The following is a 21,977-nucleotide window of genomic DNA, read 5'->3' on the forward strand; positions in this document are numbered from 1 at the left end:
CTAAATAGCCGTGCTACAACCGAATAGGAATTTTCACCCCGCTATTCACTAAACTGCATTTGGTGGAGCTGTTTGTACGCGCCGCCTAGTGCCAGCAGTGCTTGGTGAGTGCCACGTTCTATAATCCGACCGTGATCGATCACCAAAATTTCATCAGCTTTTTCAATCGTGGAAAGGCGGTGAGCAATCACCAATACGGTGCGGTCTTTTTGTAGTTCGTCCAATGCCGCTTGAATTGCCCGTTCCGATTCCGTATCAAGAGCGGAAGTCGCCTCATCTAAGACCAGCACCGGCGAGTTACGCAACAATGCACGGGCGATTGCCAGACGTTGCCGCTGCCCGCCCGATAAGTTCACGCCGTTTTCGCCAATTACAGTATCCAACCCCTGCGGCATTTTTTCGATAAATTCCATCGCATACGCTGCTTTGGCTGCCCGCTCAATCTCGGCACGGCTGAATTTATCTTGTGCGGCATAGGCGATATTATTGGCAATGGTGTCGTTAAACAGGTGAACCTGTTGAGAGACAATCGCACACTGCTCACGCAGATTATTCAAGCGATAATCCTGAATATTTTTACCGTCCAGTAAAATCGTGCCGCTGTCAATCTCATAAAAACGGGTAATCAGATTAGCTATGGTAGATTTCCCCGAACCTGAACGCCCGACTAATGCCAGCGTTTTCCCTGCCGGTAATTCAAACGAAATGCGATTAAGTGCCGGCTGATCTTTGCCGTAATAGGTGAAAGAGACGTTTTCAAAACGAATATCACCTTTTGCACGAGAAGTTTGATAAGTACCGTGATCCCGCTCGGTCGGTAAATCAAATAGGGCGAATAGCGTTTGACAAGCCGCCATTCCCCGTTGGAATTGCGCATTGACGTTAGTGAGGGTTTTCAGTGGACGCAGAATACCCATCAATGCACCAAGGACGGCGGCAAATTCGCCAGCAGTCAGGCTATCGCCCATAATCTCCGGCGAGCCGGCTAAGAACAGCACTACCGCTAACGCTAATGAGGCGATCACTTGGATAATCGGGTCGGAAATCGCTGTTGCCGCCATCATTTTCATTCCTTTGCGGCGCATATCATTACTGGTATGGTTAAAGCGGTGTTCTTCGACCGCCTGCCCGCCAAAGGAGAGTACCACTTTATGTCCCCGCAACATTTGCTCGGCACTCTCCGTCATACTGCCCATTGATTCCTGCATATTGCGGCTTAAACGGCGGAAGCGCTTCGCCACTAGGCGAATCAGCACGGCAATAATCGGCCCGATAAGAAATAGCACAAGGGATAACCGCCAACTGTAATAAAACATTGTTGCCACTAAAAAGAGAATATAAACTCCCTCCCGTACCACGCTCTGCAAGGCACTGGCAGAAGAATTGGCGATCTGCTCGGAATCGTATGTAATGCGGGATAATAATTTGCCGGAGGAATTTTGATCGAAAAAAGTAACAGGCATAAACATCAAATGCTTAAACACCTTTTGACGCATTGTCATCACCACTTTACCGGACACCCACGCCAAACAGTAGCTGGATACAAAGCTGGTTAGCCCCCGTGCGAAAATCAGCCCGACCACAATAAACGCCATCATTTTCAGAAAGTTACGATCGGACGTTCCGCCAAAGCCCTCATCAATTAACGGTTTTAGCATTGTGATGAGGTAAGCGTCTGCACCTGCATTCAGCACCATTGCTAACATTGCCACCAAAATACCCGCTTTAAACGGCGAGATCATCGGCCACAAGCGTTTAAACGTCTGCCAAGTCGATTGATCGTGGGTTATCTCATCAAGTGAGAAAGAAGGTTTTGACATAATATTTCAACTTTATCGTAAAAAGTGGCTTATTCTAAAGGCAAACGGCGGTTATGCCAAATTTAAAACCACCCGCAAATCACCCATTTAAACAACAAAGGGGCAAGCAGGGACGATACCAATCCGCACAGCACTAGCGAAACAGACGCATAGCTCCCTGCTTTTACGCTATATTCCATTGAACGAGCTGTGCCTAATGCGTGGGAGACTGCCCCCATACTCAACCCGACTGCACGGGCATTATGCACCTTTAGCCACTGTAATACGGCAATACCAAATGCCGAGCCGGTCAAACCCGATACAGTAACCGCTACCGCCCCGACCGCCGAATTACCGCCGATTTGATCGACAATCGAAACGGCAATCGCCGTTGTTACCGATTTAGGCAAAATCGCCATAATGATCTCTTGGCTTGCACCAAACAGTAATGCCAGCAATACCCCCGTCAACATCGAAAAAAGCGAGCCGGCTAACACCACGATTGTAATGACACGCCAATGCTTGCGAATTTGCGGTAATTGCTCATAAAACGGTACGGCAAGCGCGACAACCGACACACCTAATAGCTGATTGATCGGAAAATTACCTTGATAATAATCGCCAAAGGGAATATGACATAATACCAATATCGCCGCTAACAATAATAGCGATAAAATGAAAGGGTTCAACACCGCAGATTTGAGTGTTTTACTTAGCTTCAACGCCACAATAAACACCGCAACCGTCAGTAATGAGTAAGCATAAATCGGCACATTCATCGACGGCGCTCCCGTTTTACTGAACGGCTAAACAGCCATTGAGAAAAGTAGCCAATAATAACTAAAGACAGCACAGCACTTAAAAAATTAGCCATCACTAACGCATTTAGATGCGCCAGTAACACCTCTGTTTGCTCAACAATCCCGGCACAAATCGGCAGAAAAAAGAGTGTCATATAACGTAACAAGGGGCGGGAAGCCGGTAACACCCAATTCAGCTTGATAAAACCTAACGTCAATCCACCGAATAAAAGCAGCAATCCCCAAATACTTTCCGATATACCAATTGGTACTAGCCACGCCAGCCCTTTTCCTAAATAAAGCATTAAACATAAAATCCCAAGTGCGACGCAAAAGCGTAACAGCTTGCCTAATATTATCCGTAACATACCGCCATTATCCTTTAAACAATACTAACAAAGGCGGTATTTTGCAAAAAATATGCCGTAACCGACCGCTTGTTAGCTACCCTGTGCTTTTAAAAAGCCAATTACTTTCCCCAAATCCCGTGTGCGTTGGGAGGGCGGCAGGCTTTTCAGGAAAGTCGCCCCATATTGCCGCATCACCAATCGGGCATCACAGATAATCACCGCCCCTCTGTCCGTTACATCACGGATAAGCCGTCCCACACCTTGTTTAAGCGTAATGACCGCTTCGGGAATTTGAATATCGTTAAAGGGATCGCCCCCTTGCAAGCGACAATCTTCCATTCTTGCTTTGAGTAACGGTTCGTCTGGTGCGGTAAAGGGCAGTTTATCAATAATCACCAATGAGAGTGCATCGCCCCTCACATCAATCCCTTCCCAAAAACTTTGAGTAGCAACCAACACACTGTTCGGCTCGGCGACAAATTTTTCCAGCAGGCGACTTTTACTGGTTTCCCCTTGTAGCAATACGCTTAAATCGCTGTGTTCCCGCAGAAAATCGGCCAGCCCCCGCATCATAAAATAAGAGGTACAGAGCAAAAAGCAACGCCCCTTATTTGCCTCAATCACAGGTTTGAGTAACTGCCCCAACGCCGTGAGCGTGTGGGCTTTATTGCTATCGGGCAGGTAACGAGGCACACACAATAGAGACTGCTTCGCATAATCAAACGGGCTTTGCAGCACCATTTGCTCGGCATTCATAATCCCTAACCGTTGGCAGAAATGGTCGAACTTGCCGCCGACTTCCAAAGTGGCGGAAGTAAACACCCAACCGATTTTTTGTGTGTTAAGCTGCTCGCCGAATTTATCCGCCACCGTCAAAGGCGTAATGTGCAAGCCGAACGCCCGCCCGTTCGTTTCATACCAATAGCAATAACCTACCGTGGTAGTATCGCTGAGTTTTTTAAGCTTGACTTTGATTTCTGCCAAACGTTCGAAGATTTTATCTAAGGTTTCCGAACGCCCCAGCGATTTTTTCACCACATCGCTCAAAAATTCAAGGGTGTCATTCAGCTTATTCAGCCCCTCAACCACCGTGCGATTTTGCAATAATTCCCGTAAATTGCCCCGCTTGTTGCCCTCTCCAATCAATAAACGGAAATCCTGCACCACTTTTTGCAGATGATCCGCCGCTTTGCCAAGCTGGGCGAGATCTTTTAATTCCGAGCGATAAACAATCGTGCAATCCTTACATAAATCAAACAGTTGGCGAGAGGTTAGGGACTGCCCGAAATATTGACTGGCGATGTCCGGTAACTGATGCGCTTCATCAAACACCACCAACTCCGCCTCCGGAATCAACTCGCCAAACCCCGTTTCTTTAACCGCCATATCCGCACAAAACAGATGATGATTAACCACCACCACGTCCGCTTCCATTGCTCTACGACGTGCGTGAACGATGTAGCACTCTTTATAGTTCGGGCAATCCGATCCAAGGCAGCTCTCAGTTGTCGAAACCAACTGCGGTAAAATCGGACTATCTTCGGCAAGGGCGATACACTCGCTCAAATCACCCGTTTGGGTTGCCGCCTGCCATTTACGCACTTTGCCGAGATCCGATAGCACCGATTTATCGCCCAATACCCCCATTGCGATCACCTGATCTAAACGCTCCAAGCACAAATAATTCGCCCGCCCTTTGAGCAAGGCAATTTTACCTTTATATTTCAAGGCTTTTTGGATTGTGGGCAAATCCCGCTTAAACAGTTGATCTTGCAAGTTTTTTGAACCGGTGGAAATGATCGTTTTTTTGCCGGACAACAACGCCGGCACAAGATAAGCAAAGGTTTTGCCCGTACCGGTGCCGGCTTCAATCACCGCACTGTTTGCCAATTTTACCGCTCTGCCGACCGCTTGCGCCATTTCCAACTGCGCCTCACGAGGCTTAAAGCCTTGAATATTCTGGCTTAATGTGCCGCTTTCACTAAAAGCGTTGTTGATTTTTTGAGTTAATGTCATCGCATTTTCGTACGTTGATTGAGGGAGAAAAGGTACGGATTTTAACAGAAAAAGCCTGTTTCTGCTAAACCTCAATAGTAGGTTGCAAGCGGTCGATTAGCTATCATTTTATGACGGACGCCGGCGTAGCGTCCCTACATTTTGAGTGCACTTTAAGTTGGTGCAATAACAGTGCAACTCTTTACAAAATCAGTTGTAAGACAAGAGCGGGAGCGTATCCGGTAAGCTATCCGGATTTGCTAATAAAGACGTTGGTAAGGTCGGTGTTTGACTTTCGTGGAAACAAGCAAGATTGTAATCCAGCCCTGAAATTGTTTTCGGCTGCCCAAAATGGTTATTTGGTTGATAACGGTCGGAGATAAACCAAAAACAGCGGTAGCCGAGTTGATTAAGGTAGCGAATTAAATCTTGGGATTTATGGAGATGCGCTTCAATAAAAATCACCGGTTTGTGCTTCTCAATCGTTTGAATAGCCCCTTTCAATACATTAAGATCAAAGCCTTCGGCATCAATTTTTAACAATGATAAATGAGGGAGTGTTTGAATTTCAGGGTGCTCGTCGATTTTTACAACCTGCACGCTTTCGTATGCAATATTACCTTGAAATGTACCTTCAGTATTAAAGCCTTTATCCAGTGAAAAACTGCCGTAATTCCACGCTGTTTCATAATCCGAAGAAGCAATTTGAATGACGCCTGCTTCGTCACTAACCCCTTGCTGATAAGTATAAACATTGGTTAATTGATTGATAGCTAAATTGCTGCATAGCACTTGAAAGATAATCCGCTGCGGTTCAAAACAAAACAGTTTGCCTTGGTGTGCCATTTTCGCTAGAGGGACGGCGTGCATACCGATATTTGCCCCGACCTCAATAATATTGCTTTGCGCTGAAAGAACTTGACGAAAAAATTGAACTTCAACTTCCGACCATTCACCATAAGTGCGAGCGTAGCCGCTGATAAAATCGCCGTCAATCAGATTAAAATTACCCCATTTGAGCGTATAAATACGAGAACGCATAATTTTCCTTTTTAGGTTAATTGAACAAATTTTATTTTACTTCTGTTTTTTTTTGCTCAATTAAATTTTAAATCGGCGATTTTATTTATAGCGTTTTTGTTCACTAGTAGCATCTAAATGTTTAAGCCAGTCGAGTTTTTCTCTGATCTGTTTTTCCATTCCTCTGTCTGTCGGGAAATAGAATTGGGTCTGTTTTAATTCAGGCGGGAAATAATTCTCACCGGCGGCGTAAGCGTAGGCTTCATCGTGCGCATAGCGGTAGCTTTCGCCAAAGCCGAGGGATTTCATCAATGCGGTCGGTGCATTGCGTAAATGAGGCGGTACATCATAATCTTTTGCTTCAGCAGCGAGCTGTTTGGCGGCATTAAAGGCGGTATACACGGCATTACTTTTCGGGGCAACAGCAAGGTAAATCACCGCTTGCGCAATCGCTCTCTCGCCTTCGTAAGCGCCCACTCGGGTGTAGCAGTCCCACGCTGCCAACGCAATTTGCATTGCTCGGGGGTCGGCATTGCCAATATCTTCGGAAGCAATCGCTAATAAGCGGCGGGCGACATACAGGGGATCGCCGCCGGCGGTCAAAATACGGGCATACCAATAGAGTGCGCCGTCCGGTGATGATCCCCGCACCGATTTGTGCAGGGCGGACATCAGATCGTAAAAACGATCACCGCCTTTATCAAAACGGGCTTGGCGTTCCCCCAGCACTTCTACCAGCAGGTTTTTATCCAATAATTTGCCCTGTGGCAGTGCTTCCGCCATATCGCTCATCAATTCCAAGCAATTTAGCGCAAAGCGACCATCACCATTAACATAATCCGCCAGCAGATCCAGTACATTATCTTGGATCACCATTTTCTCATTGCCCAGCCCCCGCTCTTTGTCTGTAAGGGCATTTTGCAAAATTTGGCGAATTTCGACCGCTTGCAGCGGTTTGAGAATGTAAATTCTCGCTCTGGAGAGCAAAGCGTTATTCAGTTCAAAGGAAGGGTTTTCGGTGGTTGCGCCAATAAACACAATCGTGCCGTCTTCAATATGCGGCAAAAACGCATCTTGCTGGCTTTTGTTGAAACGATGTACCTCGTCCACAAACAGCAACGTTCGCCGTCCGGTTTGACGGTGCAGTTTAGCTTGTTCAATCGCTTCTCGGATCTCTTTAATACCGCTAGTTACCGCAGACAGTTTAATCACTTCGGCATCAAGACTGCTCGCAATAATCTCTGCCAAGGTGGTTTTACCCGTACCGGGCGGCCCCCAGAAAATCATTGAGTGGCTATACCCTGCTTCTATCGCACGGCGAAGCGGTTTGCCTTGTCCGAGTAAATGTCCCTGCCCGACATATTCCGTCAAATTGCGAGGGCGCATTCTGGCGGAAAGCGGGCGAAAATCGGCTGAAAAATCAAGGCTTAAACTGTTCATTAGCGTAAGTGTAGCCCTCGGCGGATTTGTCGCATTAACAGGAAGATCCAAGGCCATAAAACGCCGCTAATGATCGCCCCCAATAGCTCTTGTTGGTTAAACACGGCACCGTGTAAAACCAGTTCGACAAAAAAGATCAAAAAACGGATCACGGCAATATAGGCAATCACTAGCACCCCTTGCAACCAGAGGGAAAGATTACGCAAAATCAGGTGATATTTCGCCACAAAATAGATCGCAACCGACAAGACTAAAGCGTGAACGCCTAGAATGGAACCTAAAATCAGATCCCAAATAATACCGGCAATAAATGCTGTCCCGACACTGATTTTATTCGGCAGTGCCAATGCCCAATAAATCAACACCAACACCACCCACGTTGGACGCAGCCCTTGAAATCCCGCCGGCCACGGCATAATTTCCAACACAAACGCCACAATAAAAATCAGCACCAATACCAGAATTTGAAACAGTGCATTTTCTCTCATTATTCTGCCCCTTGATCTGTACTGTGGTTAATCTCGCTCTCTGTCTCCGGTGCAGTTGCCGGATTTTCAAGCAATTCTTCCGGTTCAAGCGGTTCGTTTTTCGGTTCTTCGTTATTACCGATTTTCATCTTTTTCGCATTTTTAAGCCGAGAGAGCGGGTGTAAATTTCGGCGGCGTTCTTCCACCACATCACGCACATCTTGCGGAGAAAGCCGCTGGGTTTTATGCATTTCTTCCGCTGTCGGCCACAATAGTAATAAATAACGCAGCCGTTCTAAAGATGCCAAGGGTCGAGCAATAGCTTTGGCAAAATGGTTTGAGCCGTCATTATGCACCATTTCGACCACGGCAACCGGATAGCCCTCCGGAAAACGTCCGCCTAAGCCGGAAGTAACCAAAATATCACCGGTTTTAATGTCCACCGTTCGAGGCAGATTATCTAAAATCAATTCATCATTATTGCCCGTGCCGTTAGCGATCGCCCGCACATCGTTGCGTAAAATTTGTACCGGCACGGCGTGAGTAACATCCGTCAGCAGTAATACTCGACTACTGGTTTCGCCGACAGAAATAATCTGCCCGACTACGCCCTTTTCATCAATAATCGGCTGCCCGACAAATGCGCCGTCTTTGCGACCTTGATTGACAATAATTTGTTGGCGGTAAGCGTCCATTTCGGCGGTTAATACTTCCGCCACTTTTTTATATTCGTCTTGACGTAGGGGGGAGCTAAGCAGCAAACGCAGGCGTTGGTTTTCTACCTTGAGCTGCTCAAGCAATAACAAATCGGCGTTTTTTTCCCGTAGCTGCTCTTTTAAGGCTTGGTTTTCAAGCTGTAATTTTTGGCTATCAATGAAGTTATTGCTAACGCTATCTAACACCGTGCGGGGCGTATTGGCAAAATAGTATAAACCGCTGACGGCGGTTTCAAGCATATTCCGCATTTGGATCATTGCATTGCTGCGACCGTCCAATAAAATAAAGGCGATAGAAATGCTCACCGCAAAGAAAAGTCTCACGCCAAGGGAGGGCGCTTTGGCAAAAATAGGCTTCATTGTGTCTTTCGCTGATGAATAGATGACAAAAATGCGTTTGCAAATCGCAACATATAACTAACCGCTTGTGCATAGTGTAAGCATAAAACTGGGCTTACCGTTAAACAGAGGGACGCAATGCGTCCCTACCAATTCACTAATTTATCGCAATATCCAATTAGTTATCATCGCTAAATAGATCGCCGCCGTGGGTGTCAATCATCTCTAACGCTTTACCGCCACCACGCGCCACACACGTAAGCGGATCTTCAGCTACAATCACCGGCACACCTGTCGCTCTTGAGAGCAATACATCAAGGTTTTTCAGTAACGCACCGCCACCGGTTAAAACCATTCCACGCTCGAAAATATCGGCGGCTAATTCCGGCGGGCATTGTTCCAATACGCCTTTTACCGCTTCTACAATGCCTGTTAATGGCTGTTCAATCGCTTCCAGCACTTCTTTTGAGTTTAATTCAAAGGTTCTCGGCGCACCTTCCGCCAGATTATGGCCGTGTACTTCCATTGTTTTTACTTCGCCTTCTAGAGGCTCTTTGGTTTTATCATCTAATTGGATACAAGCGGTGGCGATCTCTTTTTTGACACGCTCTGCCGTGGTTTCCCCGATCGCCGAACCATAATGACGGCGGACATAAGCGATTATCGCTTCGTCAAATTTATCCCCCCCGATCCGCACTGAAGATGAGTGAACGATGCCGTTTAACGATAATACCGCCACTTCGGTTGTCCCGCCGCCAATGTCAATCACCATTGACCCCGCCGCTTCGGTAACCGGTAATCCCGCACCGATTGCTGCCGCCATCGGTTCTTCAATTAAATAAACCTCGCGCGCACCTGCACCGATTGCCGATTCTTTAATCGCTTTACGCTCGACCTGGGTTGCCCCAGCCGGTACGCACACTAATACGCGCGGGCTTGGGCGCATAAAATTGTTGCTATGCACCTGTTTGATAAAGTGCTGTAACATTTTTTCCGTTACATAGAAATCGGCGATTACACCGTCTTTCATCGGACGAATCGCCAAAATACTTTTTGGGGTTTTGCCGAGCATTGATTTTGCATTAGTGCCGACCGCTGCGATACTTTTTAACGACCCAATACGATCTTGGCGAACCGCAACCACCGAAGGCTCATCTAATACGATGCCTTGCCCTTTAACATAAATCAAGGTGTTTGCCGTACCTAAATCAATAGAAAGATCGTTTGAAAATAATCCAAGAAATTTTTTAAACATAGTGGGATCCGTTAATTTTGCGTTGTATTCAAAAAAGAAACCCCTTGGCGAGAAAAGGGGAAAATTGTGCGTCAATATAGCAAAAAAGCCTTGCTAACTCCAATAATTAATGTAATTTTTTATCGGAATACTGGTTTGGACAGTACAATTCTGCAATTTATCCCTTTTAGATAATGGATTAGAAAAATTTTTCCCAATCACAAAAATAAATGGTACATTTATGCCTGTTTTTTCACGAAAACAGTTTCACTATTTCATTTTAAAATCATACAGGAGTCTTTATGCTTATTGGTGTACCAAGAGAGCTGCTGGACAATGAAAGTCGTGTGGCGGCAACGCCGAAGACCGTTCAGCAAATCCTCAAACTAGGCTTTAATGTGATCGTTGAACGCGATGCCGGATTTAAAGCCAGTTTTGAAGATGCAGCCTTTGCTGAAGCCGGCGCAACGGTGGGGAATGCCACTGCCGTTTGGAATGCGGATATTATTTTTAAAATCAATGCCCCAACCGATGAAGAAATTGCCTTAATTAAAGAGGGTGCAACGCTCGTCAGCTTTATTTGGCCGGCACAAAATCCGGAGTTAATGGCAAAATTAGCCGCAAAAAAAATTAATGTATTGGCAATGGATGCCGTACCTCGCATCTCCCGTGCGCAATCTCTTGATGCACTCAGTTCAATGGCAAATATTGCCGGCTACCGTGCGGTAGTGGAAGCCGCCCACGAATTTGGCAGCTTCTTTACCGGTCAAATTACCGCAGCAGGTAAAGTCCCGCCGGCAAAAGTATTGGTAATCGGCGCAGGTGTTGCCGGTTTGGCGGCAATCGGTGCGGCAAATAGCCTTGGTGCGATCGTGAGAGCCTTCGACTCCCGTCCAGAAGTCAAAGAGCAAGTCGAAAGTATGGGCGCAAGTTTCCTTGAAATTGATTTCAAAGAAGAAGGCGGCAGCGGCGACGGTTATGCTAAAGTGATGTCGGAAGAATTTAACCGCCGCGCCCTTGCTCTTTATGCCGAGCAAGCGAAAGAGGTTGATATTATTATCACTACCGCGTTAATTCCGGGCAAACCTGCGCCACGTTTGATTACCAAAGAGATGGTGGAGTCAATGAAACCGGGCAGTGTGATTGTTGATTTAGCGGCAGCCACCGGCGGCAACTGCGAATTAACCCAAGCAGGTAAAGTGGTCGTTACCGACAATCAAGTCAAAGTCATCGGTTACACCGATTTACCAAGTCGCTTACCAACCCAGTCTTCCCAGCTTTACGGCACAAACTTAGTCAATTTACTCAAACTGCTCTGCAAAGAGAAAGACGGTAATATCCAAATTGATTTTGACGATGTGGTATTGCGTGGCGTTACGGTCATCCGTGATGGTGAAATCACTTGGCCGGCACCGCCAATTCAAGTGTCCGCTCAACCACAGCAGAAAGCCGATGCCAAACCGGTTGCTAAAAAAGAAGAAAAACCGACTGATCCCCGTGTGAAATACGGTGCAATGGCATTAGCGGGAGTGGCTTTCCTTTGGATTGCTTCCGTTGCCCCTGCGGCGTTTTTATCGCACTTTACCGTGTTCGTACTGGCTTGTGTAGTCGGCTACTATGTGGTATGGAACGTGAGCCACGCCCTGCACACACCGTTAATGGCAGTAACCAATGCCATTTCGGGCATTATTATTGTCGGGGCATTACTGCAAATCGCTCAAGGCGGGTTCTTTATCAGTATCCTCGCATTTATTGCTATTTTAGTCGCAAGTATCAATATTTTCGGGGGCTTTAAAGTTACCCAACGTATGCTTGCAATGTTCAGAAAAGGTTAAGGAGAAAGCAATGTCTGAAGGTTTAGTTCAAGCTGCATATATTATCGCAGCATTGCTCTTTATTATGAGCCTTGCGGGGCTTTCTAAGCACGAAACCGCCAAAGCGGGCTGCTGGTACGGTATTGTCGGTATGACAATCGCCCTCGTTGCAACCATTTTTGGGCCGGAATCCAAAGGTACAATTTGGATCTTAATCGCAATGGCGATCGGCGGTGCAATCGGTATTCGCCAAGCCTTAAAAGTCGAAATGACCGAAATGCCGGAATTAGTGGCGATCCTACACAGCTTTGTCGGTTTAGCAGCAGTGTTGGTCGGCTTTAACAGCTACGGTTTAAGCCACGAAGCAGATCCTGTGCTACAAAATATCCACAATGTTGAAGTCTTTTTAGGTATCTTTATCGGAGCAGTAACCTTTACCGGTTCAATCGTTGCTTTCGGCAAATTGCGTGGCATCATCAACTCAAAAGCGTTAATGTTACCGCACCGCCATAAATTAAACCTTGCGGCTTTAGTCGTTTCCGCGTTGTTAATGGTGGTGTTCTTAAATAGTCCGGAAAATATTTTCCCTGTGCTATTGATGACGGCAATCGCTCTCGCATTCGGCTGGCATTTAGTTGCTTCAATCGGCGGAGCGGATATGCCGGTAGTCGTGTCTATGCTCAACTCTTACTCCGGTTGGGCGGCGGCGGCGGCGGGCTTTATGCTCAGCAACGACTTATTGATCGTAACCGGTGCGCTAGTCGGTTCATCGGGCGCAATCCTCTCTTACATTATGTGTAAAGCAATGAACCGTTCATTTATCAGCGTCATTGCCGGCGGCTTTGGTAACGATGTGGTTGCCTCTTCCGAAGAAGAACAGGGCGAACACCGTGAAACCACCGCAGAAGAAGTGGCGGAAATGTTGAAAAATGCCGGCTCGGTCATCATCACTCCCGGCTATGGAATGGCAGTGGCACAAGCTCAGTATCCGGTTGCGGAAATTACGCAAAAACTGCGTGAACGTGGTGTCAATGTTCGTTTCGGGATTCACCCTGTGGCAGGGCGTTTACCGGGGCATATGAACGTGTTATTAGCGGAAGCAAAAGTACCTTACGATGTGGTGCTTGAAATGGACGAAATCAATGATGACTTTGCCGAAACGGACGTTGTACTGGTTATTGGTGCGAATGATACCGTCAATCCGGCGGCAATGGACGATCCAAACAGCCCAATCGCCGGAATGCCGGTATTGGAAGTGTGGAAAGCGGCAAACGTTATCGTCTTCAAACGTTCAATGGCGGTCGGCTACGCCGGCGTACAAAACCCGCTATTCTTCAAAGAAAATACGCAAATGCTCTTTGGTGATGCAAAAGAACGGGTTGATGATATTTTAAAAGCCTTATAATTTAGACAAAAAAATGCCCCAACGAATTGGGGCATTTTTTATCACATAAATTTGTAAATTAAGCAACAAATCCGAGCGCTTGATATACCTGTTTCAACGTGGCTTGTGCTCTGGCTCTCGCTTTTTCTGCGCCCTCACGGTAGATTTTTTCCAGCAAGGCTTCATCATTACGGAAATGATGATAGCGTTCTTGTAGCGCAGTCAGCATCGCCGAGACTTCTTCCGCCACTGCCGATTTTAAATGCCCGTACATTTTCCCTTCAAATTCCGTTTCCAGCTCGGCAATCGTTTTGCCGGTAACACTGGCAAGAATATCCAATAAATTCGATACACCGGCTTTATTCTGCACGTCGTAACGCACCACTGGCGGTTCATCACCGTCCGTCATCGCCCGCTTGATTTTTTTCGCCACCGATTTCGGATCTTCAAGTAAGCCGATCACATTATTGCGGTTTTCATCGGATTTGGACATTTTTTTGGTCGGCTCAAGCAACGACATTACTCGAGCGCCCGTTTTGGCGATAAACACTTCCGGCACGGCAAAAATCGGGGCAAGCAGGTTGCCTTCCGCATCTTTTTCGCCGTATAACGCATTGAAGCGGTTGGCAATATCACGGGTAATTTCGAGGTGCTGTTTTTGGTCATCACCGACCGGCACTTGATTAGCCTGATAGAGCAAAATATCCGCCGCCATTAGCACCGGATAGGTGAACAAGCCGACATTGACGTTATCTTCATGGCGGGCAGATTTATCTTTAAATTGGGTCATTCGCCCCATTTCACCAAAGTAGGTATAGCAGTTTAAAATCCACGCTAACTGGCTGTGTTCCGGCACGTGCGATTGAATGAAAATAGTGCTTTTTGCCGGATCAATTCCGCAGGCAAGGTAAATTGCCAAAGTGTCAAGGGTGGCTTTGCGTAATGCCTGTGGGTCTTGGCGAACAGTGATGGCGTGTAAATCGACAATGCAAAACAGGCATTCGTAGTCGTCCTGCATTTTTGTCCACTGACGCAATGCGCCGAGGTAGTTGCCGAGGCTTAATTCTCCGGAGGGCTGTATGCCGCTAAATACAATGGGTTTTGACATAATCTTTCTCTTGATGTGCAAGCGGTCGGTTTAGGGGAGATATTTGCAAAAAATCCACCTCAACCGCCCGCTTGTTTGGGTTAATGGGCGTTTGCCACAATCGTTAAAATCTCTGCGAAATCCTGACAAACATAATCCGGCTCGGATTTTGCGATCGGGATATTATAGTTGTAACCGTAGGTCAAACCAAGGCTGGCGCAACCGGCTGCTTTGGCGGCAAGAATATCGTTTTTCGAGTCGCCGACAAACAGAATTTCGTGCGGATATAAGCCAAATTTTCCGCATAAATAATAAAGGGGCGCGGGGTGAGGCTTAATTGCCGGCAGCGATTGTCCGCCAAGGGCTTCGGCAAAAAGATGATCGATACCAAATGCGCTTAATACCGGCTGAACGTGCTTAGTCGGTTTATTCGTTACCACCGCCAATATGTAGCCTTGCGCTTTGAGGGATTCGAGGGTCGATTTCACATTCGGGTAAAGTTTACTGATGTTGCAGATATTTTCGCCGTAGAAATGACCAAATCGGCGTTTAATCTCGCCAATCTGTTCAGGTGAAAACTCGGCAGCTCTGCCCGTCCATTCCAATCCCCTTTCAAATAAAACGTCCGCACCGTTACCAATCCAAGTTAAGACCAATTCTTCGGCGGCTTGGGGTAAGCCCGCCTCGGAAAATGCTGAGTTGAGTGAAAGCGCCAAATCCGGCAGGCTGTTTACCAAAGTACCGTCCAAATCAAAGCCAATCAATTTAAAACGTGCCATTTTTCTATCCTTTTCTATACCTGTTACAAGCGGTCAATTTATCACGATTTTTTGCGACGGTATGCCAGCAACATAAATATCGCCCCCAGCACTATCATTGGTAGGGAAAGTAACTGCCCACGGGTAATCAGGTCTTGAGCGGTATTGACGGTTGGGTCAAATTCACGGAAATATTCGACAATAAAACGGAATGTGCCGTAGCCGATGAGGAACAAACCGGCAACCGAGCCGGTCGGACGGGGCTTGCGGATAAAGCCGTTTAAAATCAAAAACAGCACTAAGCCCTCCAACACCGCTTCATAAAGCTGGGAGGGGTGGCGGGGCAAATAACCGCCGTTAGGGAAAAGCACCGCCCACGGCACATCCGTTACGCGCCCCCATAATTCATCGTTAATAAAGTTGCCGATACGCCCCATTCCCAAGCCGAACGGGATCAGGGGTGCAACGAAATCGGCGGTCTGCCAAAATGAGCGATGTTGGCGATGGGACGTCCAGAGCATAGCCAAAATCACGCCGATTAAGCCGCCGTGGAATGACATTCCCCCCTCCCAAATACGAAACAGGTAGAGCGGATCGGCTAAAAAACGGTCGAAACTGTAAAAGAAGACATCGCCGATTCGTCCGCCCAACACCACACCGAGAAAACTATTGAACAGCAGTTGATCGACCTGTTCTACCGTCCAAATGCCGTTAGACTGTTTTGCTCGACGCGTCCCCAGCCAATAGGCAAAACCAAAACCGAGTAAATACATTACCCCGTACCAATGGAGCGAAATGCCGCCCACTTCAAAAATCACCGGACTTATTTTGGGGAAGGGAATAAATTCTTGCATAACTTTCCTTTATTAGATTATTTAACCAGCATACTCAAGCCGACAAAAATTAAGAACACCGCAAAAATGCGTTTTAAGACGGACACCGGCAATTTATTTGCCAAATTCGCCCCGATTTTTGAGGTGAAATACGAACTAATCGTAATTCCAAGCAATGCCGGCAAATAGACATAGCCAAGGGAATACTCTGGCAATAACGGATTGTGCCAACCGCTTGAAATAAAGCTCAATGCGCCTGCCAAGCCCAACAATGAACCGCAGATCGATGATGTGCCGATTGCCCGTTTTAATGCCATTCCTCGCCCGTTTAAAAACGGCACGACAAACGCCCCGCCGCCAACACCTGCCATACTGGATACTGCCCCGATCACTCCGCCGGCAATCACGGTCGATTTGGTAGTAAGAGGTTTAACCTTCGGTGTAGTTTTCAATGAAATCAACATCTTAACAGCAAGGTAGATTACAATAACCGCAAACATTTTAGTCAAATGCGCTTTCGGCAAACCGCTGACAAACAAACCGGCAATAAATACCGAAATCATCAGGGTTGGCGCTAAGGTTTTCGCCGTTTTCCAATCTACATTGCCGTTTTTATGGTGCTGTTGAGCGGCGGACATTGTACTGACGACGATGGTCGCAAAAGACGTTCCCAATGCAACCGGCATTAGTATGTCCTCGTGAATGCCGATATAAGGCAGCACGTAGTATAAGGTCGGCACCACCACCGTCCCCCCGCCTAATCCCAGCAAGCCTGCGATAAATCCCGCAAACACCCCGATAGCAAGGCAAACAATGATAATTTCCCACATACAACTCTCCTATTTTTTGACTCGATAAGGCTTACGCCACTCACGCTTGTCGGCACGAAACGCCCGTTTCTCCGATTTATCCGCTTCCGTTTTTTTTGCTTCGTTAATCAGCACTTGGGCGAACTCTTTCATCACCTTACGATAAACATCACGCTTAAACGACACCACCTGCCGAACCGGATACCAAAAACTCACCCAACGCCAGCCGTCAAACTCCGGCACTTTGCTCGTTTTTAAATTGATTGTGCTCTCATCACTGACCAGTTGCAACAAAAACCAACGCTGTTTCTGCCCGATACAAACCGGCTGTGCCGTATCCGCCCGCACCAAACGCTTCGGCAGCTTATATTTCAACCAGTATTTAGATGCCCAAATCAACCGCACATCTTTTTTAGACAAGCCGACTTCTTCGTAAAGCTCACGGTACATTGCCTGCTCAATGTTTTCCCCCTCGTGAATGCCCCCTTGCGGAAACTGCCACGAGTTCTGACCAAACCGCCTCGCCCACAAAACTTGCCCCTGCTGATTACAGATGACGATACCAACATTCGGGCGGTAACCATCGAAATCGATCAATTCAGACCGCCTTAATTTCTAAATTTTATAAAATAGCGTGAATTGTTTCACAAATCCGCCTTTTGAACAACCCAAAGCCAGGCTACAAGCGGTCGGTTTTGGGAGAAAATTTACAAACCGGCTTTGAGGCTGGCTTCGATAAAGCGATCTAAATCACCGTCAAGTACCGCTTGCGTATTGCGGTTTTCCACGCCGGTGCGTAAATCTTTGATGCGGGAGTCGTCCAACACATAGGAACGAATTTGGCTGCCCCAGCCGATATCGGATTTACTCTCTTCCATTGCCTGTTTATCGGCGTTTTTCTTCATCATTTCCATTTCGTACAGCTTGGCTTTAAGCTGCTTCATACACTGATCTTTGTTCTTATGTTGGGAACGGTCGTTTTGGCACTGCACCACAATTCCACTTGGAATGTGGGTAATCCGCACCGCCGATTCGGTTTTATTGACGTGCTGACCGCCGGCACCGGAGGCACGGTAAACATCGATACGCAGATCCGCCGGGTTGATCTCAATGTCAATATCGTCATCAATTTCCGGATAGACAAATGCCGCACTAAACGAGGTATGGCGGCGGTTGTTGGAATCAAACGGGCTTTTACGCACCAAGCGGTGAATGCCGGTTTCGGTACGCAGCCAGCCGAACGCATATTCGCCTGAAATGCGGATAGTCGCCGATTTAATCCCTGCCACATCGCCGTCCGAAACTTCCATTAACTCAGTCTTAAAGCCTTTGCTTTCCGCCCAGCGCAGATACATTCGTAGCAGCATTTCCGTCCAATCCTGCGCTTCCGTACCGCCTGAGCCGGCTTGTAGATCAACATAGCAGTCGGCGGCATCGTGCTGACCGCTAAACATTCGGCGAAATTCCAGTTGAGCCAATTTTTCTTCTAATTGTTCGGCTTCTTGCACGGCTTCGTGAAAGGTTTGCTCGTCCTCTGCTTCCACCGCCAGCTCAATTAAACCTTCTACATCTTCAATACCTTGCTCAAGGGCGTGAATGGTATTGACTACCGTTTCGAGGGCAACACGCTCTTTGCCTAACGCTTGGGCTTTTTCAGGCTCGTTCCAAACGTCCGGCTGTTCCAATTCCGCATTGACTTCTTCTAAACACTCGACTTTTGCCTCAAAGTCAAAGATACCCCCTGAGCGTTGCGGTACGGGCGGCTAAGTCGGCAAGCTGGGTTTTAATCGGGTTAATTTCAAACATAATCTATCCTCACTAAAAAGGCGGAATTATAGCCTAGATTCACCAAAGGGCAAATACGCTCGGTTTTTGCGCATATTTGTAATGATGATATAAACGCACAAACGGCAATTCAAAAGGAAACGTAGGATTATCACACTTTGAAAAATTTGACCTTTCTTGGCGTTGCAGCGCTACGATGAAAATGCGTGCCACTGCAATATAAAATCGGCATTTTGTTAAATATTAGGCTGAACTGACCGCTTGTCAGATAAAAATTGTCTAAAATTAAATCTTAATATGCCGAAATACAAATATCGCTACGCCTTGTTTTCTGCTATCTTGCTTTTTTGATCGTTTTTCAAAAGGAGACATAAAATGCAGGTTACAGCGCTTAATCTTTATCCAATAAAATCAACCCGAGCCTATCAAGTCGCTCAAGCCTTTGTACAACCGCAAGGGCTAAATTTCGACCGTGAATTTATGATTACCGAGCAAGACGGTACATTTATCACGGCACGCAAAGAGGCAGCACTGTATCGCCTGTCGGCATTGCCCATTTCGACAGGTATCGTTATCACATTAGATAATGGCGAACAATGTGTGGCGTTATATCGGGATTTTATCCGCCAACAAAGCGGTGAAGTATGGGGGACGCATTTTCCTTCTTGGGTGGCAAGCGAGCAAGTCAATCAATGGCTTAGCCCCCTTTTCGGGCGAGCAGTACAATTACGTTGGCTAGGGGCGCAGAGCGAGCGCCAAGTCAGACATTTTGAACCTCACCCAATGAGCTTTGCCGACAGTAACCCGCTGTTACTCACCAATGAGAAATCACTCTGTCAGCTACAAAGTTGGTCTCCCGTCCCCGTTACAATGGAACAGTTTCGCCCGAATATTGTCATAGACGGCGTTGAAGCGTTTGAAGAAGAACAGTGGCAGCACATTCAAATCGGGAGCGTCGCATTTACTGTCGCACAATGTTGCACCCGTTGCATTATGATCACCCGCCACCCGCACACCCTAGCACTTGATCCTAAGGTTGAGCCTTTTAGAACCCTCAAACAGTACCATACCAACGAACACGGCAAGCCTATTTTTGGGGTTCACCTTGTGCCGAAAAACAGCGGCGTGATTCGAGTGGGTGATCATTTAACCCTTTTAACGTAGGTTTGCACTATGCAAAGACAACATCGTTCCCCTTTATTCCCTATCCTTTATTTTATCGGGTTAAACCTGATTGTGCTAAGCCTCTCCCGCTTAGGATTAGCCCTATGGCAAGCAGAGCGGATAACCGCCGTAAACGGTTGGACTACGCTCTTTTTACAGGGCATTCGCATTGATATTGTTTCGATCTGCTACCTTTTCGGCACACCCGCTTTACTGACGATTTTACTTTGGCACAATAATACTTTGGGCAAAATTTGGTTTGTCATTTTACGCCTGTGGCTGACCGCTTGCAGTGTATTTATTCTGTTTATGGAAGTTGCCACACCTGCATTCATTGAAACCTACGATTTCCGCCCGAACCGTCTATTTATTGAATATCTGCTCTACCCCAAAGAAGTGTTCACTATGCTGGCAAACGGGCATTTAACCGCCGTGTTACTGTCGCTTATCAGTGTCGTGGTGGCAACCGTGATCTATTGGCGGCTTGCGAAGCGGGTAACGCAAAATATCACGGAAATTAGCTGGAAATGGCGACCTCTGCTAGCGTTATTGGTGATTGCACTTTCTATTTTGGGGGCAAGATCAAGTTTCGCGCATCGCGGGATCAATCCGGCAATGGTGGCATTTTCCGGCGATCCGCTGGTTAATTCCTTAGTGCTGAACTCCGGCTATTCCGTGCTGTATGCGGTGCAGCAATTAAAAGATGAAGAAAAATCTTCCGAGCAATACGGCAAAATGACGGAAGCGGAGATGTTGGCGATCGTAAAAAAAAGCCGTAACCGACCGGAGTCCGACTATATTTCAGCAGACATTCCCACCTTAACCCGCAACCCAGCCAGCTATCAAGGCAAGCGGCGTAATATTGTGATTATTTTGCAAGAAAGCCTTGGTGCGCAATTTATCGGCACGCTCGGCGGCAAACCGCTCTCACCGAATTTTGATCGGCTGGCAAACGAGGGCTGGCTATTTGAAAATATCTATGCAACCGGCACTCGCTCGGTGCGGGGCATTGAAGCCATAACGGCAGGCTTCACACCGACACCGGCACGCTCAACGGTAAAACTCACCAAAAGCCAAACCGGCTTTTTCACCATTGCCGAATTACTACGCCGTCAAGGCTATCAAACCTCATTTCTCTATGGTGGCGAAAAACATTTCGACAATATGGCAAGCTATTTTTACGGTAACGGCTTTGAAACGATCATTGACGAAAAAGCGTATAAACAATCGAAATTTAAGGGCACTTGGGGAATGAGCGATGAAGATCTGTTTGATAAAGCCCACGAAACCTTTAATACACTGGCAAAAACGGATAAACCGTTTTTCAGCTTGGTATTTACCTCCAGCAACCACGATCCTTTTGAGTTTCCAGACGGTAAAATTGCCCTTTACGATAAGGAAAAGCAAACCCGCAATAATGCCGCTAAATACGCCGATTATGCGCTGGGCTATTTTTTCGATCTCGCCAAGCAATCGGATTATTGGCAAGACACGCTATTTTTGGTAGTTGCCGACCACGATTCACGGGTCAACGGGGCGGATTTAGTCCCGATTTACAACTTCCATATTCCTGCGCTGATCTTGGGCGAGGGAATTGAGCCAAAACGGGATAATCGCTTAGTCAGCCAAATTGATATGCCGCCAACCTTGCTTTCCTTAGCCGGCGTATCCAGCGATTACCCAATGATTGGGTTTGACCTCACTCAAAACGTCAATCCTAATCGAGCCTTTATGCAGTACGATCAAACCCAAGCGATGCTAAAAGGGCAAGATGTGATTATTTTGCAGCCCAATACCGAACCTAAAGGCTATCAATACGATTTTGTTAGCAAACAGTTTCAGCCGAAAGCACAATCGGCGGAAATGAAAAAAGAGGCACTGGCACACGCTTTACTCGGCAGCTATCTCTATAAAAATCAACTGTATAAACTGCCGCAGGCATCGGACGTGAAAAAGTAAATTTTGAGGACAAATTCAATATTATATAGCAGTTGCACAAAGTTATTTTTTTATCCGCTTGTAGCAACTGTATCCCCCAAACTCTTGGAAAGAGACATATTCGTTAATTAAACAGCCAGAGGCTGCCACTGTGAGCCATCACGGATGATAGCGTTAATCACGGTCAAAAGTTTACGCATACAGGCATTAAGCGCCACTTTAAAGGGCTTGCCTTTTGCCCGTAG

Annotated in this window: 19 protein-coding genes; 4 read left to right on the plus strand and 15 right to left on the minus strand. The window is 46.9% G+C overall.

Translation table 11 applies throughout. The annotated features are described in order from the left end of the window. Positions 1-41: 41 nt before the first annotated feature. The 9 genes from msbA to RO21_RS09455 all read right to left on the minus strand — a co-directional run bounded on the left by msbA (position 42) and on the right by RO21_RS09455 (position 10,181). Entirely contained in the window at positions 42-1,820 is a 1,779-nt protein-coding gene (gene msbA / locus RO21_RS09415; protein ID WP_047977536.1) for a lipid A ABC transporter ATP-binding protein/permease MsbA, read from the minus strand. A gap of 62 nt (positions 1,821-1,882) precedes the next feature. Further along, a complete protein-coding gene (locus RO21_RS09420; protein ID WP_047977537.1) occupies positions 1,883-2,578 on the minus strand; it encodes an LrgB family protein in 696 nt (231 codons plus the stop codon). Beyond that, positions 2,575-2,967, minus strand: a complete 393-nt coding sequence (locus RO21_RS09425; RefSeq protein WP_173425303.1) for a CidA/LrgA family protein — start codon at positions 2,965-2,967, stop codon at positions 2,575-2,577. The genes RO21_RS09420 and RO21_RS09425 overlap by 4 nt, the downstream gene beginning before the upstream one ends. 72 nt (positions 2,968-3,039) lie before the next feature. Then, complete coding sequence (locus RO21_RS09430) at positions 3,040-4,965, minus strand: DNA repair helicase YoaA (RefSeq protein ID WP_047977538.1); 1,926 nt, start codon at positions 4,963-4,965, stop codon at positions 3,040-3,042. Between the two features lie 189 nt (positions 4,966-5,154). After that, positions 5,155-5,985: an FkbM family methyltransferase gene (locus tag RO21_RS09435; protein WP_047977539.1), complete on the minus strand. Its 831-nt coding sequence runs from the start codon at positions 5,983-5,985 to the stop codon at positions 5,155-5,157. Positions 5,986-6,066: 81 nt separating this feature from the next. Beyond that, positions 6,067-7,404 (minus strand): replication-associated recombination protein A, encoded by a 1,338-nt coding sequence (locus tag RO21_RS09440; RefSeq protein ID WP_047977540.1) that lies wholly within the window; start codon positions 7,402-7,404, stop codon positions 6,067-6,069. Beyond that, positions 7,404-7,892, minus strand: a complete 489-nt coding sequence (mreD, locus tag RO21_RS09445; protein ID WP_047977541.1) for a rod shape-determining protein MreD — start codon at positions 7,890-7,892, stop codon at positions 7,404-7,406. The genes RO21_RS09440 and mreD overlap by 1 nt, the downstream gene beginning before the upstream one ends. After that, positions 7,892-8,947, minus strand: coding sequence for a rod shape-determining protein MreC (gene mreC, locus RO21_RS09450; RefSeq protein ID WP_047977542.1), 1,056 nt, complete (start codon positions 8,945-8,947; stop codon positions 7,892-7,894). The genes mreD and mreC overlap by 1 nt, the downstream gene beginning before the upstream one ends. Positions 8,948-9,104: 157 nt before the next feature. Then, positions 9,105-10,181, minus strand: a complete 1,077-nt coding sequence (locus RO21_RS09455) for a rod shape-determining protein (RefSeq protein WP_047977543.1) — start codon at positions 10,179-10,181, stop codon at positions 9,105-9,107. A 281-nt stretch (positions 10,182-10,462) separates the two neighbouring features. Here RO21_RS09455 and pntA point away from each other — a divergent pair, with 281 nt between their 5' ends. Both pntA and pntB read left to right on the plus strand, forming a co-directional pair. Continuing rightward, the gene (gene pntA / locus RO21_RS09460) at positions 10,463-11,995 is read left to right on the plus strand and encodes a Re/Si-specific NAD(P)(+) transhydrogenase subunit alpha (protein WP_047977544.1); all 1,533 of its coding nucleotides are present in this window, start codon (positions 10,463-10,465) and stop codon (positions 11,993-11,995) included. A 10-nt stretch (positions 11,996-12,005) separates the two neighbouring features. Further along, positions 12,006-13,379 carry a Re/Si-specific NAD(P)(+) transhydrogenase subunit beta gene (gene pntB / locus RO21_RS09465; RefSeq protein ID WP_047977545.1) on the plus strand — a complete coding sequence of 458 codons (1,374 nt, stop codon included), beginning with the start codon at positions 12,006-12,008 and terminating at the stop codon, positions 13,377-13,379. A gap of 58 nt (positions 13,380-13,437) precedes the next feature. On the opposite strand, the gene trpS is transcribed toward pntB, so the two are convergent. The 6 genes from trpS to prfB all read right to left on the minus strand — a co-directional run bounded on the left by trpS (position 13,438) and on the right by prfB (position 18,651). Further along, positions 13,438-14,466, minus strand: a complete 1,029-nt coding sequence (gene trpS / locus RO21_RS09470) for a tryptophan--tRNA ligase (protein ID WP_047977546.1) — start codon at positions 14,464-14,466, stop codon at positions 13,438-13,440. An 80-nt stretch (positions 14,467-14,546) separates the two neighbouring features. After that, entirely contained in the window at positions 14,547-15,224 is a 678-nt protein-coding gene (locus RO21_RS09475; protein ID WP_047977547.1) for a phosphoglycolate phosphatase, read from the minus strand. A 41-nt stretch (positions 15,225-15,265) separates the two neighbouring features. Next, on the minus strand, positions 15,266-16,057 hold the full coding sequence (lgt, locus tag RO21_RS09480; RefSeq protein WP_047977548.1) for a prolipoprotein diacylglyceryl transferase: 792 nt from the start codon (positions 16,055-16,057) through the stop codon (positions 15,266-15,268). Positions 16,058-16,074: 17 nt separating this feature from the next. Then, the gene (locus RO21_RS09485) at positions 16,075-16,866 is read right to left on the minus strand and encodes a sulfite exporter TauE/SafE family protein (RefSeq protein WP_047977549.1); all 792 of its coding nucleotides are present in this window, start codon (positions 16,864-16,866) and stop codon (positions 16,075-16,077) included. Between the two features lie 9 nt (positions 16,867-16,875). Continuing rightward, on the minus strand, positions 16,876-17,442 hold the full coding sequence (gene rppH, locus RO21_RS09490; RefSeq protein ID WP_047977550.1) for an RNA pyrophosphohydrolase: 567 nt from the start codon (positions 17,440-17,442) through the stop codon (positions 16,876-16,878). Positions 17,443-17,552: 110 nt separating this feature from the next. After that, positions 17,553-18,651, minus strand: a protein-coding gene (gene prfB, locus RO21_RS09495) for a peptide chain release factor 2 (protein WP_157019735.1) whose coding sequence is annotated in 2 segments (ribosomal slippage) — positions 17,553-18,575 and positions 18,577-18,651 — 1,098 coding nt in all. Because the reading frame shifts where the segments join, the coding sequence is not laid out codon by codon here. 354 nt (positions 18,652-19,005) lie between these two features. On the opposite strand from prfB, the gene RO21_RS09500 reads away from it, so the two are divergent. Both RO21_RS09500 and RO21_RS09505 read left to right on the plus strand, forming a co-directional pair. Further along, entirely contained in the window at positions 19,006-19,794 is a 789-nt protein-coding gene (locus RO21_RS09500; protein ID WP_047977552.1) for an MOSC domain-containing protein, read from the plus strand. A gap of 9 nt (positions 19,795-19,803) precedes the next feature. After that, on the plus strand, positions 19,804-21,753 hold the full coding sequence (locus RO21_RS09505; RefSeq protein WP_047977553.1) for an LTA synthase family protein: 1,950 nt from the start codon (positions 19,804-19,806) through the stop codon (positions 21,751-21,753). Positions 21,754-21,977: the final 224 nt, after the last annotated feature.

Source organism: Muribacter muris, from assembly GCF_001038205.1.
GTDB classification, from domain to species: Bacteria; Pseudomonadota; Gammaproteobacteria; order Enterobacterales; family Pasteurellaceae; genus Muribacter; species Muribacter muris.

What these genes read in the sequence shown, in the direction of transcription:
- msbA (WP_047977536.1), bottom strand. Translation starts at nt 1,820, where the DNA reads ATGTCAAAACCTTCTTTCTCACTTGATGAGATAACCCACGATCAATCG.
- RO21_RS09420 (WP_047977537.1), bottom strand. Translation starts at nt 2,578, where the DNA reads ATGAATGTGCCGATTTATGCTTACTCATTACTGACGGTTGCGGTGTTT.
- RO21_RS09425 (WP_173425303.1), bottom strand. Translation starts at nt 2,967, where the DNA reads ATGTTACGGATAATATTAGGCAAGCTGTTACGCTTTTGCGTCGCACTT.
- RO21_RS09430 (WP_047977538.1), bottom strand. Translation starts at nt 4,965, where the DNA reads ATGACATTAACTCAAAAAATCAACAACGCTTTTAGTGAAAGCGGCACA.
- RO21_RS09435 (WP_047977539.1), bottom strand. Translation starts at nt 5,985, where the DNA reads ATGCGTTCTCGTATTTATACGCTCAAATGGGGTAATTTTAATCTGATT.
- RO21_RS09440 (WP_047977540.1), bottom strand. Translation starts at nt 7,404, where the DNA reads ATGAACAGTTTAAGCCTTGATTTTTCAGCCGATTTTCGCCCGCTTTCC.
- mreD (WP_047977541.1), bottom strand. Translation starts at nt 7,892, where the DNA reads ATGAGAGAAAATGCACTGTTTCAAATTCTGGTATTGGTGCTGATTTTT.
- mreC (WP_047977542.1), bottom strand. Translation starts at nt 8,947, where the DNA reads ATGAAGCCTATTTTTGCCAAAGCGCCCTCCCTTGGCGTGAGACTTTTC.
- RO21_RS09455 (WP_047977543.1), bottom strand. Translation starts at nt 10,181, where the DNA reads ATGTTTAAAAAATTTCTTGGATTATTTTCAAACGATCTTTCTATTGAT.
- pntA (WP_047977544.1), top strand. Translation starts at nt 10,463, where the DNA reads ATGCTTATTGGTGTACCAAGAGAGCTGCTGGACAATGAAAGTCGTGTG.
- pntB (WP_047977545.1), top strand. Translation starts at nt 12,006, where the DNA reads ATGTCTGAAGGTTTAGTTCAAGCTGCATATATTATCGCAGCATTGCTC.
- trpS (WP_047977546.1), bottom strand. Translation starts at nt 14,466, where the DNA reads ATGTCAAAACCCATTGTATTTAGCGGCATACAGCCCTCCGGAGAATTA.
- RO21_RS09475 (WP_047977547.1), bottom strand. Translation starts at nt 15,224, where the DNA reads ATGGCACGTTTTAAATTGATTGGCTTTGATTTGGACGGTACTTTGGTA.
- lgt (WP_047977548.1), bottom strand. Translation starts at nt 16,057, where the DNA reads ATGCAAGAATTTATTCCCTTCCCCAAAATAAGTCCGGTGATTTTTGAA.
- RO21_RS09485 (WP_047977549.1), bottom strand. Translation starts at nt 16,866, where the DNA reads ATGTGGGAAATTATCATTGTTTGCCTTGCTATCGGGGTGTTTGCGGGA.
- RO21_RS09500 (WP_047977552.1), top strand. Translation starts at nt 19,006, where the DNA reads ATGCAGGTTACAGCGCTTAATCTTTATCCAATAAAATCAACCCGAGCC.
- RO21_RS09505 (WP_047977553.1), top strand. Translation starts at nt 19,804, where the DNA reads ATGCAAAGACAACATCGTTCCCCTTTATTCCCTATCCTTTATTTTATC.